The sequence below is a fragment of the Microcoleus sp. K4-B3 genome, from assembly GCF_036704615.1.
Classification (GTDB): Bacteria; Cyanobacteriota; Cyanobacteriia; order Cyanobacteriales; family Microcoleaceae; genus Microcoleus.
The window spans coordinates 1-16,478 of record NZ_JAUBSF010000120.1 but is presented as its reverse complement, the minus strand read 5'-3'; the positions used below and the strand labels follow the sequence as shown (position 1 = coordinate 16,478).

The window sequence follows — 16,478 nt, the reverse complement described above, 5'->3', positions numbered from 1 at the left end:
AGTTATTGCTTCTTTGACGGGATGGGAATTTATTTTAGAGGCTATATCTGTAGCAGAACTTTAGGAATTTGGTATAAGAGCGATTGCTTCATTTCACTGCGTTGCGTTTCGCTACGCGACATGAAACGCAATGACAGATTGTAAGTAATTTGCCGGATCAGATATAAAATATTGTTTTAAACTGATATTTTGCACCATTTTGAGCAAAGCCTAACATGGTATAAAATTGGTGCTCTGGGCGGAAGTTTAAAAACGGATTTAGTATAATTTTTTTTTCAAACCTCCTCATCAACAACAACTCCCCCTTTGGTCAGCAGTTTACACAAGTTGAGAACAGCGATAATTTTTTGTTCATAAAAAGCAGTACCCCGAAGATATTCGCGGTTAGCCGAATTTAGTGCAGCCGGAATAGTCGCAAGATCTGCCACATTCAAATATATAATATCTAAGATTTCGTCAACAACTATACCAACGACCAAATCTTCAATTTCAACAACGATCGCCTTAGATAGAGATTTTGTATCCGCCGACATATTTAAAATGTTCCGAATATCCACTAGCGTCAGAATCTCGCCGCGCAAATTCATATTTCCAATAATGCGATCGGGAGTACAAGGAACCGGAGTTACTTGGTTAATCTGAGTAAATTCGCGCACTAGCTCTAGATTAATACCAAAGTATTCGCCGTTCAAAACAACCACAACCAGCGACAGATTAATTGCCGCAGAATTTTCGCGATCGCCCAAGATCCTCAAATTATCAGCTCGCTCTCGAAAAATCGCCTTTTCTTCCGGCGTAGCATTCGGACAAAAAACGTGAGGCTGGCTCAAAACTTTAGCATCTTCTGCTAACAATTTTCGATCTATTTCTAACGGCAAATTTTTGCCATCTACCTTGCCTGCAGCAGCCCAAGAGCCTGCACCGCTTGCAAAAACTGGCATTTCTGCCTCTGTTTTGTCGGGAGAATATCGAATTAAACGATCGAGATTGAGCAGCATGATAATATCGGCTTCACAGCGGGCAAATCCAGCTAAAAAACGATGCGACGCCCCTGCCTTGCCTCCCCCGTAAGATAGCTGCGGAGTTATCGCGTCTGCGGGGATATGCTTAACTTCGCTAACTTCATTGACAATGAGGGCAACTCGAAATTCTTGCCATTCTATGACGATCGCGCTATCTGTCAAACAATATCCTTGCCAGAGATATCCCAAACGGAGATTCAGATCCATAACGGGCAGAATTTCGCCCCTGAGATCGATCGCCCCGACAATAGCTTGAGGCGCTTCGGCGATGGGTGTGAACTCCGGCAGAAAGAAAATTTCCCGAACGCAGCCGACTTCTACACCGCAGAGCAAACCGTTCTGTTTAAATATAAGATACGGCTTAGTTTCCATATTTACCCTGAGACTTTATTTAGTAGGACTTGCGAAAAAAAAAACCGTTTCTACGATCGTATTGGGTTGGCAGCGAGGCATCTACAAAGAAACCTGGTTTTTAGGTTCTCCCGGCGCGTCACTTTTGTTGGCTGTACAATTTTACCAATTTTTTTTTAACATCCATCAATACTTGACTCGCTGTCATTTTTCCCTCCGGATCTATCGGAGTATCGGGCGGTAGTTTTTGTAGAATATCGCAAGATGAGTTGTACATTTTAATAGCTATATTTAGCTTACCTTCTTTATTGTATATATTCCCCATTTCTAGATAACCTGAAACAAAATACGGGCCAAGATAAATAGTTTTTCTCAAGAAAAATTTAGCTGTTTCCAAGTCGCCCTGTTCTTCAGCAATGTGAGCTTGCAAATAATAAGGAAATACTGACATAGCATCTGCTTTACTAGCGAGCTTGCAGTGTTCTATCGCCTGAGAATACTTACCTAAATTTGCATAAATTCTCGCCAATAAGTAATCCGCATCAAAAGTCTGAGATTGCAGGGATAACGCCTGTTTTGCCTTGTCAATCGCCTCAGTATAATCTTTATTCTTAAAGCATTTTTTGGCTTCTAAAATTAGCATTAAATAAGTTTTTGGCGATTTTTTTTCTACAATAGAATGTGAAAAAACCTCATCCTTACCCACCAAATCTCCCTCCACACAGGGAGTTCCCAGCGTCTTTACCAACAACCCAGTATCTGCTGTTAACAGCGACCCGATATCCGCAAGATTGCCGTTAGCAAAACTAGCTAGCAGGGTTCGCCTCGGTAGCAACTGACCGCTGTCGTCGTCAACTCCTCCTCCCTTTCCCGATTCCCCAAACGCCGATTTTGCCTTGGATGCTGATGCAATCAAAGGCTCTATTTTACCTAGTTCTTCCCCTAGGACATTCTTGGCTTGATAAACAACCGACTGCGGGAAAACTTTTGGTTGAAAATCGTCCATCACGTGATTGTGAACTTCAGCGTGACCAGTCATTAAATATCCTCCAGGTCTCAGAGTCTTGGCAAACTTTTTCAAGACCTGTGAAATATATTGATTTTCAAAATAAACAAAAACATTTCTGCACAGTATCAAATCCATGTTATTAATATCTGTGTAAATATTAGGAAAATTCTCGGTCACTAAATTTACACAGCTAAAGCTAACTACTTGGCGCAAATTCCTGTCGATTTTCCAATCCATTTTCCGCCTCTCGAAATACCGCCTTTGCAGTTCCGGGTCAATCAAGCGAAACGACCAAAGGCTATAAATTCCTCGCTGCGCTTTTTCTATTACTTCTTGATTGATATCACTACCTAAAACTAAAATATTCCATTTTTCCCAATCAGGAATTAGCTGTTTTAAAATAATAACTAAAGAATAAGGTTCTTCACCAGTTGAGCAGCCGGCACTCCAGATTCGCAGTGTTGGCTTAATTCCCAATGTCTCGTGCAATTTTATTTTGTGAGCGATCAATTCAGGGAAAATAACTTTTTCTAGCAGCGAAAACTGTCCTTTGTCCCGCATGAAATAACTTTCGTTGGTTGTCAGTAGCAAGGCGAGTTCCCGCCATTCGCTTTGACTTTCCAGACTCGGATCGGCTAACATTTGATAATACTTCTCGGGAAAGGCTATTTTTAGAGCTTTCATCCGAGTCAAAAGTTTTTGACATAAACCAGATCGATCTTGCGGGCGAATTTGTAAACCCGTGTGAGCCGCAATTAATTGAATAAATAGCTGAATTTGTGCATCATTCATATCAACCCTGCTAAATGTGTTTAGATATAATCTGCTATTATCTGGAATTGGTAATGGGGGATTGGCTAGGCATTTGAGCCGATCGCACTCACAAAAAAGATACCAACGCAAATAATATCATATCCGGTCGATCGACCCCACGATTCGGGTCGGGGCGAGTAGAGGCTTAGCTGCTGCCCCTTTTAAAGATCGGGCGTGAACCCTCCCGACAAAAATTATCGTCAATTTAGCGGGCATGATATCAAAGGCAAAAGGTAGAAAACAGAAGCCAGGAAAAAATTCGGCCGTTTGCCTTCTACCTTCTGCTTTCCAAGGCACCAATCTCCAACTTTAAGCTGGATAAATGCGCAGGCGGCGATTGGGTTCTTCCCCAAAACTGTGGGATTTCAGGTGATAGTGTTCCACAAGTTCGTGCTGCATTTTGCGGACGTTGGGAGAACGGGGCAGGAGTTCCACCGGCTGTCCCTTGGGAATGACAATTTGCTCGACTGCTAAGCGCGTTTCTTCGAGAGCTTCGAGCTCATCAGAAGAACCGCTGCGGGCGAATAAGGCGAGGTCTGCCACTTCCGGGGTGCCCGGGTCATCCATATCCAACAGGCGCCGCAAAGCTCTCGCTACGTGGGGAATAGTGCCGGCCTTAATTGTGTGCAGGGGAACTTGGCGAGTTTTGGCCAAGTGCCTCAATTTCGACTGGTTGCGAACGTTCGATCGCAAAGCCAAAACCACGTCAGCACTCTCAATATCCTTTGTCAGCAGCACCGGCAGGTTCAGCGTCGAAATCACCTGTTCGAGCTGGTGGCGAGCTATGCCGTAAGGATAAACGTGGAGGGGCAAATCTTCGCCGTTAGGGCCGACATTATGGGAATAGCGTCCGGGCTTAGGTACCGGCTCGACGGATAGGGATTCTTCGAGCAGTTGCTCAAAATACCGAGTCTCAGAAACCGGCGCGCTTTTAACAGCCAAGTTCTCGCTGGGAGCGGGCATCGGCACCATTTTGCCAGCACTCCGCCACCCAGAGATCGGTGTGACGGGCCGGATTGCCGATACAGCAGCCGGGCCGCTCGAAGCTGCCATCCCCGGAAACCGGGCGGGGGGAGCGGCCGACTCGCGCTCGATAATTACTTCTCCAGTCTCGCTGACGCTTCTGATTTGCTGGTTCGGTTCGCGTCCCCGCAGCAGAGTGTCGATCGAATCTGCAACTCGCTCGTGTATTACCCAGCGCTGGCGTTCCAGCATTTCGACGGCAATTTCAAAAGTTGGCGGTGCTTTGCGCTCCAAAACCGTCTTTTGAGAACCGCGGCGTCTTGCTTCGTCATCTCCCAGCGTCACCGCTTGGATGCCCCCAATTAAATCTGCCAGAGTCGGGTTTTTCATCAAGTTTTCGATCCGGTTCCCGTGGGCGGTACCGACCAACTGCACGCCCCTTTCGGCGATCGTCCGAGCCGCCAAAGCTTCGAGTTCCGTGCCGATTTCGTCAATCACGATCACTTCCGGCATATGGTTTTCCACTGCTTCGATCATGACTTGGTGCTGGAGTTCGGGACGGGAAACTTGCATTCTGCGAGCTCTACCGATCGCTGGGTGGGGAATATCTCCATCTCCGGCAATTTCGTTGGAGGTGTCGATGATTACCACCCGTTTTTCCAAGTCATCGGCGAGTACGCGGGCAATTTCTCGCAGGGCCGTGGTTTTGCCGACTCCGGGGCGGCCGAGCATCAAAATTGACTGACCGGTTTCCACCAAATCGCGGATTATGCCGATCGTCCCAAACACAGCGCGGCCCACCCTCAAAGTCAAGCCGATAATCTCGCCGCTGCGGTTGCGAAGGGCGCTAATTCGGTGCAGGGTTTGCTCGATACCGGCTCGATTGTCGCCGCCGAAGTGGCCGACTCGCTCGATGCAATAGTTGAGGTGTGCCTTGGAAATCGGTGTTTGGGAAAGAGGTTCGGCCAAGGATGGAAAACGAGCTTCTGGTTGGCGGCCCAAATCCATGACAATCTCAATGAGATTGTTGCGCTGCGGGTGCTGCTCTAAGGGCTGCCGGATGTCATCTGGCACGATGTCTAATAATCTGTTGAGGTCGTCTGTAATCTGCATTCGCCTCGATGTGTTCGGTGACTTTTTCAACTTTTTAGTCATTAGTCATTAGTCATTAGTCATTAGTCATTAGTTATTAGTCATTAGTACCAATGCCCAATGCCCAATGCCCAATGCCCAATTCCCAATTCCCAATTCCCAATGCCTAAAATTCTTTGAGCTGGGAAACTAGAGAACGAGCTAAACTCACGGCCTCCGAGAGAAGTTCTGGGACTGCTTCGAGCTGAGGTAGCCGAGATGTTTGAACTCCGGCTGCTGGCCGCGCGAGTGCCACCGGAACGGCACAGGCTCGATCGGTCTGCATTGTTTCTAACTGTTCTAAAATTGGCGATAGCAAAACCCTGGCATAGCTGCCGTAAGCTATACCTGCAATTTTTGGGGCATCAGGAATTGACAAATTTTTCCCATGCTCCCCAATCAGTCCTTCGGCTCTCAGCTTGCTGACAGTGTGAGCATTAGTGCCGCCTGCAAGTTGCACGTATCCCGGCAACTGGGCAGCCAAAACTTTTTGACCGAGTTTGACCGCGGCTCTAGTAGTTCCTGTTCCGATATCTCCGCTCATTGGCCTACCGTCCGTTTGCCAAATTAGCGGACAAGGAAGGGGGGAAATTATTTGATAGAGTGTCCGCAAATAATCAATCAAACCGTCTCCATCGGGGCAACTAATTGCTATTACCTTGAGTTGAGCGACCCAGGGAGCTATGCTCGACCAAAGTCGCGCAAAATCTGCCTCTCTGCCTACTTGCGTGTGGATTTCTAGGGCGTCCGCACCGGATTGCAAAATTAAAGGTGCGATCGCGCCGGGAGCAGACACGTAAGAACGAGTATAAATTAGTTGGCTCGGACAAATCGGCAGACAGCGACCGCAGCCATAGCACTGCTGGTCTATCACCCCGGAAAAACCACTGCCAGCACTCTGAAAAACTATTGCTTCGGCTGGACATATTTTTTCGCACGGCCGCCAGCAGTCCGCCGGACAATCGGCTGGGTTGAATTCGGCTTTGCGAAAATGCGGGTCTTCCCCATCATTTAAACTCACCATCAGCAACGGCAACCCTTTGCCGCCAAACCTGCGGTTGTGAGTTCTTGCCTGTAATTCGCTGGCCACTTGTAGGGCTTCTTTCGCTGCTGCGACGGCGGCGGGATCTGCCGCGACATCGATACAGTCAGCGCCTGCTAAGGTGTAAGCCAAGGTGAGATTCCGTACCGCAGGCAGGTGTTGAAAGCTCGCCCCACAGATCAGCTTGAACCAATGGCCACTTTTTAATGAGTTTAGGGGATGATAATGTTCTGTCACCCTTATATGCTAATCCTTTGAGCTAAAAATTACGAGGTGCAAATTTCTACTTAATTTTAAAATTTAGGCTGATACTAGCTGGAAACACTACTGATAGCAGTAGCTCTGGTGCTGTTGGCCCTATATGTAGAGTTCTGACGCAACTATTTTTGAGAAATCTAATTTTTTTGAGAATGACTGAGGATGACGCGATTTTCAACTTTGGCGATCGCCTTGAGTTACAGACAGACTCTCTACCATATCATATTCGGGTAGATTTGGCAAGGGAAAAGTAGACTAGAGATTTTATTTGAAGTTGCCGTGCAGTGGCAATTGCCATAAAGTTCGATCGACATTGAAACCCATCGACCAAACGCAGATGAACCTTGCTCTCCCTGACTCGAACTAAATTCATCTGGGTTAATCTGCGATTCAACTAGCTATACTACTTGCTCAGCCGCTTGTAAACCGTAGCTAAAGCATGGCTGTCTCCCACATTTCCCGGAAACAAAACCACTGGTAAATTGGGAAACTGAGGATGGTCTGCCTCGGTTTTCACCACCGAACAACCTGCGATAATTTGACCGATTTGCCTGACACTTTTCAGCGACAAACCTGTACTCAAAACATCATTAGAAGTAATGCCGCCCTTGCTAATCAAAAACCCGATATCCGCAGGCAGTCCCCGCACGATATCCATCAATAAAGCAGAAACCGCCTCTCCAAATTTTAACCGAACTTCCGCATTTTTAAATTGTAGTTCCTGGCGGCTGGTATAAATTACAGGTGTTTTGCCCTCAGCATGAGCAGTGCGGACTTTTTCGAGAGTTTCATCGAGCATTTGGGTGCGATACTCTGGAGAATCTTCTAGCAAGTGAGATACATCTATTTCAATGCTAACTGTATTGGGTTCTTCTAACAAGCGTTCTAATTGATCTGTAGTTTTTTTAACGTGGGAACCAACTATTACTGCACCCGGTTTGCCGTCCCTAACGTATTTTGCCATGTCGTCGGCTGCTACTGGCTGGTGGCCGAGGTCAGCTAAGGATGTTAAAATACTCGCCCCGCTGCGGAATAAAAACTTTTTGCCTCGACTGACTGCATCGAGAATGTGTTTTGCAAATGTGTTTAAATCGCCTTGGCTTTCGCCGTCAACAACTGCACATTGGTTGTCTGTCATGTCCATCAGTCGATCTAAACTTCCGTAGCGAATGTCTGCGAGTAAAATGCGATCGACTGCATCAGCGGGGATGCGACCTTTGGTTTTTTCTTCTACATAGTCTGGCAGGTAACTGTGACTGTAGCCGAAAACTGAATCTTTGGCAAATTCGGTTTGGTGTACTGGTATTTCGACGCTGTTAACTATTAAGTAGTGCACGCTGTGGCGGGTAATTCTGCCTCCTTCAAAAAAGGCGGGAATTAGAAAATGGGCGTCGAAGGGGCCGAGTTCTTCGGCGATCGCGTCGGTTTCGATCGGATAGTGGCCGCGCAGGGTAGAATCGGAACGGCTAACTATCAGGAAATCCTCGATTGCTTCGGCTGCGATCGCCTTTTTGAGATTTTGACACACTTCGCGGGTGACGGAGGCTGCTTTTTCGGGAGTTAGCGATCGAGTATTTGTCAGTATGAAAAAAATCGGGGACTTGTCCCGCAGCCCCAAACGCAGGGTGTCTTCGTCCCAACGTGTCAGCAGCAAGCAACTGTGCACGGTTTGAGAACCTGTCGGATCGTCGTCGAGAACTATAATCTTGGGTTTGGCAGAAGACATACTGACCTGGTTGTTAACGTCACTTTCTAAGATATCCTTACCTGTTACGTAACAGGTAAAAATTTACAATCATGATATTTCTTAACAATTCTCATAACTTATAAATTTTAAAATGTGTTTTAGTTCGATCGCTTCAGTAATGTGCGCGTTGCTAAGCTGTTCGGCATTTAAAAGACGATTGTAGGGTGCGGAGCGTAAATAAGCGTTTCCCATGTCTAGTCTGTGTTCTAGCTGACGCACCCTACCTGGATCGTTAGTGGTTTAAATGCTCCACAGCTTACCAACTAAGGTGCGCTCACAAGCACCCTACTTATATTTTCCATTGTTTCAATTAGCAGCGTTTCGGTCTTGCAACTTTTTCATTTCTGCTTGAACTCCTATAGCTAGCTGCAAAGCTTCGTTGAGCAATCGCCCTTGTTCGCTGGCTCGATCGCTAATTTGCAGGGCATTCAAAGTTCTCAAATTATTGGCAAACAGTTCAGAGTTAGTAGCGACAAATTTTTTGTTTTCCCTGAGAATTCTCTCGGTTTTCAAAGCTCGAACTAAATCGTCTCTGATGAGCTGCAAGGCTTGAATGACTTTTGCTCGATCGCCTATTTTGACTTGGGCATTGCCGGCATCTTCTATCCGATCGTTAATTTCGATCGCTTCGATTATACCATTATAGCGATCGACATCATCAAAAAGATTGATTAAATGTTGGTTTTGCCGGCTGCACCGAATTTTCCACGTATCCTCAAAGATTAAACCGACGATCGCAGCGAAGTGGAGGGCGAACCACAACAAATAAGCTCTAGGAAATATCGCAACTAGCAGCCAACAACTGATTAGAACCAAAACAATTAAACCGACTGTTTTCAAAGCTTCGCGGGCAAACTTAGTCGCTGTCGGCGGCCGGTATACGCGATCGGGCCCTGCGCCACTGAGGTGCTTGAGCTCACCGACAGTAATTTCTAATCCCTGAATGTCAGCTCGCATAAATCTTCACAAATATTTCTTAATTATAAAGTTTTGTAGTAGAACAAGGAGCTCGTCTACAATAAACCTAACACTTTTTTCACCCAAAACTGCACTATGTCCGCACGTCCTATATACCTCGACAATCACGCCACAACCCCCGTAGATCAACGGGTACTTGATGCGATGCTGCCGTATTTCACCGAACAATTCGGCAACGCAGCCAGCATCAACCACGTCTACGGCTGGGAAGCAGAAGCAGCGGTAAAACAGTCACGACAAATCATAGCAGAAGCGATCAATGCTTCTCCAGAAGAAATTGTTTTTACCAGCGGCGCAAGCGAAGCAAATAACCTAGCGATCAAAGGTATCGCCGAAGCTTATTTCAGTAAAGGAAAGCACATTATCACAGTAAAAACCGAACACAATGCAATTCTTGACCCCTGTACCTATTTGCAAAAATTGGGGTTTGACATTACTGTTTTACCGGTGAAAAGCGACGGGCTGATTGATATAGGCGATTTGATCAAAGCGATTCGGGCCGAGACAATTTTAGTTTCAGTGATGACGGCTAACAACGAAATAGGTGTCATCCAGCCGATCGCAGAAATTGCAGCAATTTGTCGCGGAAATGACATTCTTTTTCACACAGATGCGGCACAGGCGATCGGCAAAATTCCCCTCGACGTAGAGGAGATGAATATCGATCTAATGTCCTTGACAGCCCACAAAATCTACGGGCCAAAAGGGATCGGTGCTCTCTACGTGCGCCGCAACAAACCGAGAGTGCAGCTAGCGCCACAAATGCACGGAGGAGGCCACGAACGGGGAATGCGATCGGGAACTCTCTACCCACCGCAAATAGTTGGGTTTGCCAAAGCAGTAGAATTGGCAATTGCAGAAATGCAGTCGGAAACCGAACGAGTGGTTAATTTGCGGCAGCGTTTGTGGGAAAATTTGAGTGAATTGGGCGATGTTTTTCTCAACGGTCACGCTACGAAGAGATTGCCGGGGAATCTCAATATTAGTGTAGCCGGGGTTGACGGTCAAGCGTTGATGTTGGGTTTGCAACCGGCGGCGGCAGTTTCTTCGGGTTCTGCTTGCACTTCGGCGAAAATATCTCCATCTCATGTTTTAGCAGCGATCGGGCGATCGGACAAATTAGCTTATGCTTCAATTCGGTTTGGTATTGGCCGGTTCAATACCGAAGCAGAAATAGATGCAGTTTCCCAACACGCGATCGCAACTATTACATCTCTCCGACAAGCACAAAAAGTCAATCAATTTTAGATTTTAGATTTTAGATTTTAGATGGGAGAATTGAAGATTAGGAAGTAGTTTTGAGTTTTGAGTTTTAAATGATTTAACTTAAAACTCAAAACTTTTCCTCTTTTTATCACCGAGTATAATTGGGAACAACCCCTTACTTAGAACCAAATACCTCGCGCACCCGATAAATCGGTTTTCCCTGCGACTCGTGATAAGTCCGCATCATCACTTCCGCCAGCAAACCAAAACAAAATAACTGCACGCCAGTTAACAGTAAAACCACAGCCAAAATCAGCAAAGGACGGTTCCCGATACTTTGACCAAAAGCCAATTTCAGGAAAGTCAAATAAATCCCTAAAACCGTTCCCAACGTCATAGAACTCAGTCCCAAAAGTCCAAAAACGTGCATCGGTCTAGTCAGGAACTTTTTCATAAAAGAAATAGTTAACAAATCCATCAACACCCGAAAAGTCCGCCAAATCCCGTACTTACTTTGACCGAAACGGCGGGCGTGATGCCGTACCGGAAGTTCTGCAATTCTCGCCCCTTCAATAAACGCCAACGCTGGCAAAAAGCGGTGCAATTCCCCGTAGAGATTCAAGTCTGCTACCAACTCGGATTTATAAGCTTTCAAAGAACAGCCGTAGTCGTGCAAATTTACGCCTGTAACGCGACCAATCAGCCAGTTAGCAATTTTAGAAGGAATCAGCCGACTAATAGTATTATCCTGCCGATTTTTCCGCCAGCCACTCACTAAATCGTAGCCTTCATTTAACTTTGCCAACAACAGCGGAATATCAGCCGGGTCATTTTGCAAATCGCCGTCTAGGGTAACAATATCACGACCGCGAGCGCGATCGAAACCTGCCGACATGGCAGCAGTTTGCCCGTAATTGCGGCGCAAAATTACAGCACAAAGGTCATCGCGAGTGCTGGCTAACTCCTGGAGAAGTGCACCCGAACCGTCCTTAGAACCGTCATCTACACAAATAATTTGATAGCTGAGTCCAGATGGTTGGATAGAAGAGGCGATCGCCTCAATTAAATGAGGCAAACTTTCCACCTCATTATACACCGGCACCACTACCGAAACGTCGAGAACAACCTCAGCGCCAGCCTGCTGTGCAGCCAATTTTTCCAAAAATAATGCAGCGTCCATTTCTTTGTTAGATAACATCAGTAATCATTAGTCATTGGTCATTAGTCAACAACTAATTAGGTTGATAACTTGCCACAACTTTACCATATCCCCGCAATTGCTGGTAATAAGCTTGACTGACTAGATCCCCATCCTCCGACAAAACATCGATACCGATACCGTTGCGACCTTGTGCTTGTCCCGAACTGTGAATGTAGCGATTATCTCCGAGATACAATCCTACATGAGTTGCTTTTTCCGGCGTACCAAAAAATACTAAATCCCCCGGTTCTAAATCACTAATACTAACAGGTTTACTAAAAGCTTCCTGCTGATAAGCATCCCTCGGCAACCAGATTCCCGCAGCCACAAAAGCAGCTTGCATCAAGCCCGAACAATCATAATTTGGCCCGACTGTACCCCCCCAAAGATAATAATTGGATTGGTTCATAGCCTTACGAGCAAAAGTAATTACTATTGGTAATTTTTCCTTAATTTCTGTCTCAGAAAGCACCAGAGGATGATACACTCTTTCTGTCGGATCGAGCAACTCAACATCTCGAATATCCAGCCATCCCGGATAATCATCTTCGCACAGTCGCACCATCACAGCCGTTGTATCCCCCTCAACAACCGAGTCTATGCCATTTCTCCCCCCCGACCTAAGCTGGGAGGGGTCAACTACGCGCAAATGCCGCCCCACGGCCGCTTGAGTTGCCAATCGATCGCACTTTGGGGAATCGTAAATATTTATGTGCGATCGGGCCCGATACTCCTGAACATCAGATAATTGATAATTGGCCATTGCTAATTGCTCATTGTTTGCTGTTAATTGTTCGCATTTAACGATAGATTGCCATTAGCTGCTAGCCGTTAACCGTTAACCGTCAGCCATTAACCATGACATTTTTTCACAAAGACGCACAATTAGAAACCCTCGGCAGTAGCATTATAGACTCCGCATTGTCAGAATTTACAGGATTAAGTGGCGATCGTACAGCCATTACCTGGATAGTCTACGATCCGCCGGTGCGAGTCAATACAGGCGGCGCCCTGAGTGCAGAAGAATTTTGGAAGTATCAACCGCGAGGTTTTAGCGCTAGAGCTTCCGAACGAATTTATCCAGCCAGCATTGTCAAATTATTCTACCTCGTTGCCATCTGGGAATGGGCGCAAAAAGGCATGATTCAAACATCGCCAGAATTAGAACGCGCCGTCCGAGATATGATAGTTGATTCCAGCAACGACGCCACCAGTTTAGTAGTAGACGCGCTCACCGGCACCACCAGCGGTCCAGAATTATCACCAGGCCCCTTTGAAACTTGGAAACAGCAGCGAAACATCGTCAACCGTTACTTTCAATCATTGGATTGGCCGGAATTACAAAATATTAACGTCAATCAGAAAACCTGGTGTGACGGCCCCTACGGTCGCGAGCGAGCAGTTCTGGGAGAATTAATGGAAAATAGAAATATGCTGACCACAAATGCAGCGGCGCGTTTGCTGCACACTATAATCGGCGGCGTAGCTGTTTCTGCCCAAGCATCGCAAGAAATGATGGGTTTAATGAAACGCAGTTTAGATCCAGCAGAATTAGAGGCAGATCCTGAAAATCAAGTTACAGGTTTTTTAGGTGGCGGATTGCCAGAATCAGCAAAATTGTGGTCAAAAGCAGGACTGACAAGTCAAGTTCGTCACGATGCTGCTTATATTGAAATATCGGGCTTGCGGCCGTATTTGTTGGTTGTATTTACCGAGGGGAAAGAGAATAGTAAGAATGAAGAAATTTTGCCATTTATATCGCGGCAATTTGTCGAAGCGATGAAAGTGCTTAATTAGATTTATGTCAGGGTAAGCTCATCTAATTTGGTATAAATTGTACTTGACAAGGACTCAAATGAGTGGTCTTAAGTCAAGTCGCGATCGCCCATGATAACGCTCCCTTATTACCAATAATTGCAGGGATTTTTATTAAAAGTAATCCACCGGACATGATACAATCTGGCAACTATGCCCCATCATAAAATCTTGAGGAAGATACTTTATGTCTCAGGGTTTTGAGATTAAATCTGTCTCTGCTAAAAAAAGTTTTCCTTCTCACCCCCAACTCCCAGAAGTAGCAGAAATTCAAGCTATTCAACACAGGGCTATTTCATTCTGGACAAAGCGTGAGATTGCTTGTAGGCTGGGGATGTCTTTGGTTATGTGATTGTTAAGTATGAGTAGTTTAGCGATTGTTGCGGCGTTTTCCCGATTGCCCGATGCCCGACGTCGTGCGGGGCGACGACATGACCAAGCGCTATGTATAGCACTATTTACATTGGCGATCAGTGCTGGATGTCGGGGCTTTTTATCAATCAGTGATTGGCTCAAAGGCTACCGTCGTGAATTACTTGAGTTATTTAGTCCAGCCCAATCACGATTGCCATCCTACAGCACGATTCGACGTGTATTATTAGATATTGATTATGAAGCCTATAGCCGTTGCTTAGCCGACTTTTTTGTGATCGAGCCGTTGGCTGGGGAAACGATTGCGATGGATGGTAAAGTGTTGCATGGTTCGTACAACCTCGATACGCCGGCCCGTGCACGACGGAATCTCATCCGGCCCCGTCAGTTAGTCACGGTCTATGTGGTGGAGCGAGGACTGATGAGAGCCGATTCAACCTGTGGACTGTAAAAGCAATGAAATCAAAGCGCTGCCGCCAGCGATCAAAGCATTAGCCGAACGCGGTGTAGTCTTTGCTTTTGATGCACTCAATACCCAAAAAAAAACTTGTGCGCAAATCATCACTTCAAAAAATCATTATTTAGGGCTTGCTGAATAATCGATCGCCAATCAAGAGCAGGAGCGATCGATATATTCAAGCGCGGTTAAACATAAGTTTTTCTGTATCGATTCCACCCAGTTATAATTGTAGATTATCTTCAACCCAAAAACAGGTGTTCTTTTTCCAAATAGACATAAAAACACACAAAAAACCCGGCGCCACCAGGTAGCATCGGTTCATTACCAAAAAAGTAATTGCAATAACTGTACCAGATGTATTATCAAGTTTAGCCATTACTCGATTGAGACCGAATCTTCGTTTACCTTGTCCAAATTTGCCCTCTATCGCATTTCTAATTCTTTCATCATATGCAGCTTGCTTCTTTTTTGATTTACTGACGGTTGCTGGGGGTCTTCCTAGGGGCGGCCCACTGATTCTAATTCCTCTTTCTTTACACCACGCTCGGTTTTCTCGATTTCGATAAATGCGATCTGCATGAACTGACTCTGGATAATACCCTGTGAATCTATAATAAGCTTCTACTTGTGCTTTCAAGTCCCCTGATTCGTTAAAGTTATCCCAGCTCATCCGGTCTAAAAATACATATCCCTCAAAGCAACTGGCTGAGAGTTTGGCTCCAAATTCTACGCTTTTTCCGGCTTTTCCTCTGACTATGGGACGGATATGGGGTTGGCTTAAACTTACTATTCTATCCTCAATGCTCTGTTTATTATTGTCAAATAACCATTGCTGTTGGCGATAAACTTCTGTGAGGACTAGCAAGGTTTTATATTGCTTTTTGTTCAGCCGTTCGAGGGTCGCACCTGACTCGATTAGCTGTTCAATATGAGCGAGGTTTCTTTTGATATATTGAAGTTGTTTTTTAATTGCCTGTTTTTTTTTGTTGCGGGATGGTCTTCTTTGTTTGGCTATTAATAAGTAATTTTTTCGGGCGAGATTACGGTAGGTTCTTGGTTTTTTCGTAATTTGACCTTTGAGCTGTTTATACAGGATATCTATGATTTTCTCGGTGTGAACTCTGGCTCTGTTTAATAGTCCTAAGTCGGTCGGATAGCTAATGTCGGCTGGAGCGCAGGTTGCATCTACGATCAATTTACCGCGATTGGGTGACTCATTTTTGGCGACCGAATCCTTTTTTTTTTCGGGCGGGCTTGGGGTAGTTTACCAGATTTTTTTGACCATTCTTTCATTGACTTTATTAACTAACTCGGCACTAATTCGTTGCCGGAAGTGGACGGCGGGGCGATGGGTCAAATGGGAGTTCATTACTATAGGTTGATTGACCAATAAAGTATTGCAGATAGGGGTTTTCACGGATTTGTTCTACTGTCTCTCTGTCGCTAATTCCGAGTTTCTCTTTGATAATTAATGCCCCCAACGCTATCCTAAATGACTTGGCAGGCGCGCCCATTTCTGTTGGGAAATTGGCAGCATAAGCTTCTTCAAATTCCGCCCAAGGAATTAGTTGGGCCATCTTGACCCAACGGTTATCTTCTGCTAACTTGCATCCGTTGGGGAGTTCAAAGTCAAGGGGTTCGCTGGGAACAGACTCAGCTTTTCTGTACATTGTCAGGGATGATGATGCACGGGTTTTAAGCTATTTTACCTGTTTTTCTTGCACCCTTACTACCTTTTTTGGTCGGCAAATCCATATAGTGTTTACTTGAACCACTGATTCAGCAAGCCCTATTTAGCCGCCATTAAAGGCAATCACGGCAACTTTTTGAAGGCTATTAAAGCCCAATTTAAATCCGAATCCCATTGCCATAGCGTTGAAACAGCCCATGGTCGAGTGGAACGACGGAGTGTTAGTCTGTGGCAGACATTAGCTGATTTACCCGGCATGGCCGACTGGGAAGGATTAACGACGATGATTCGCGTCACCAGTTATCGGCATTTGCTCAAAGGGCAGCATCTGATCATTAAGAAAAAGGTGCGATTCGTTTAGCCGAAACCCGAAAGGGGGGATGGCTAGCATCGATGGGGTAAACCCGCCAGGGTTAGAGT

Annotated in this window: 12 protein-coding genes and 1 pseudogene; 4 read left to right on the top strand and 9 right to left on the bottom strand. The window is 45.8% G+C overall.

Going from position 1 to position 16,478, the window contains the following annotated elements; genetic code table 11:
- Window positions 1–275: 275 nt before the first annotated feature.
- The 6 genes from QUA78_RS29415 to QUA78_RS29390 all read right to left on the bottom strand — a co-directional run bounded on the left by QUA78_RS29415 (window position 276) and on the right by QUA78_RS29390 (window position 9,293).
- Window positions 276–1,394, bottom strand: coding sequence for a chemotaxis protein CheW (locus tag QUA78_RS29415; RefSeq protein WP_333306953.1), 1,119 nt, complete (start codon window positions 1,392–1,394; stop codon window positions 276–278).
- Between the two features lie 118 nt (window positions 1,395–1,512).
- Window positions 1,513–3,174: a CheR family methyltransferase gene (locus tag QUA78_RS29410; RefSeq protein ID WP_333306951.1), complete on the bottom strand. Its 1,662-nt coding sequence runs from the start codon at window positions 3,172–3,174 to the stop codon at window positions 1,513–1,515.
- 330 nt (window positions 3,175–3,504) lie between these two features.
- A complete protein-coding gene (locus QUA78_RS29405; RefSeq protein WP_333399180.1) occupies window positions 3,505–5,271 on the bottom strand; it encodes a R3H domain-containing nucleic acid-binding protein in 1,767 nt (588 codons plus the stop codon).
- A 145-nt stretch (window positions 5,272–5,416) separates the two neighbouring features.
- Window positions 5,417–6,568 carry a circadian clock protein LdpA gene (gene ldpA, locus QUA78_RS29400; RefSeq protein WP_333399179.1) on the bottom strand — a complete coding sequence of 384 codons (1,152 nt, stop codon included), beginning with the start codon at window positions 6,566–6,568 and terminating at the stop codon, window positions 5,417–5,419.
- A 424-nt stretch (window positions 6,569–6,992) separates the two neighbouring features.
- Window positions 6,993–8,315: a four-carbon acid sugar kinase family protein gene (locus QUA78_RS29395; RefSeq protein ID WP_333305791.1), complete on the bottom strand. Its 1,323-nt coding sequence runs from the start codon at window positions 8,313–8,315 to the stop codon at window positions 6,993–6,995.
- Between the two features lie 327 nt (window positions 8,316–8,642).
- The gene (locus QUA78_RS29390) at window positions 8,643–9,293 is read right to left on the bottom strand and encodes a hypothetical protein (RefSeq protein ID WP_333305792.1); all 651 of its coding nucleotides are present in this window, start codon (window positions 9,291–9,293) and stop codon (window positions 8,643–8,645) included.
- Between the two features lie 96 nt (window positions 9,294–9,389).
- Between QUA78_RS29390 and QUA78_RS29385 the strand changes: the two genes are divergently transcribed.
- Window positions 9,390–10,562 carry an IscS subfamily cysteine desulfurase gene (locus QUA78_RS29385; RefSeq protein ID WP_333305794.1) on the top strand — a complete coding sequence of 391 codons (1,173 nt, stop codon included), beginning with the start codon at window positions 9,390–9,392 and terminating at the stop codon, window positions 10,560–10,562.
- Window positions 10,563–10,695: 133 nt separating this feature from the next.
- Here the strand turns inward: QUA78_RS29385 and QUA78_RS29380 are convergent, their stop codons facing one another.
- Together QUA78_RS29380 and QUA78_RS29375 are read right to left on the bottom strand one after the other, a co-directional pair.
- The gene (locus QUA78_RS29380; RefSeq protein ID WP_445302403.1) at window positions 10,696–11,718 is read right to left on the bottom strand and encodes a glycosyltransferase family 2 protein; all 1,023 of its coding nucleotides are present in this window, start codon (window positions 11,716–11,718) and stop codon (window positions 10,696–10,698) included.
- 34 nt (window positions 11,719–11,752) lie between these two features.
- Window positions 11,753–12,484, bottom strand: a complete 732-nt coding sequence (locus QUA78_RS29375; RefSeq protein ID WP_333305796.1) for a C40 family peptidase — start codon at window positions 12,482–12,484, stop codon at window positions 11,753–11,755.
- 95 nt (window positions 12,485–12,579) lie between these two features.
- Between QUA78_RS29375 and QUA78_RS29370 the strand changes: the two genes are divergently transcribed.
- The 3 genes from QUA78_RS29370 to QUA78_RS29360 all read left to right on the top strand — a co-directional run bounded on the left by QUA78_RS29370 (window position 12,580) and on the right by QUA78_RS29360 (window position 14,507).
- The gene (locus QUA78_RS29370; protein WP_333305798.1) at window positions 12,580–13,518 is read left to right on the top strand and encodes a serine hydrolase; all 939 of its coding nucleotides are present in this window, start codon (window positions 12,580–12,582) and stop codon (window positions 13,516–13,518) included.
- 379 nt (window positions 13,519–13,897) lie between these two features.
- On the top strand, window positions 13,898–14,359 hold the full coding sequence (locus tag QUA78_RS29365) for a transposase family protein (protein WP_333305802.1): 462 nt from the start codon (window positions 13,898–13,900) through the stop codon (window positions 14,357–14,359).
- Window positions 14,349–14,507: a hypothetical protein gene (locus QUA78_RS29360; protein ID WP_333305804.1), complete on the top strand. Its 159-nt coding sequence runs from the start codon at window positions 14,349–14,351 to the stop codon at window positions 14,505–14,507. Before QUA78_RS29365 ends, QUA78_RS29360 begins: the two co-directional genes overlap by 11 nt.
- Window positions 14,508–14,518: 11 nt before the next feature.
- Here the strand turns inward: QUA78_RS29360 and QUA78_RS29355 are convergent.
- Window positions 14,519–16,038 (bottom strand): annotated as a pseudogene (locus QUA78_RS29355) (IS5 family transposase).
- Window positions 16,039–16,478 lie beyond the last annotated feature (440 nt).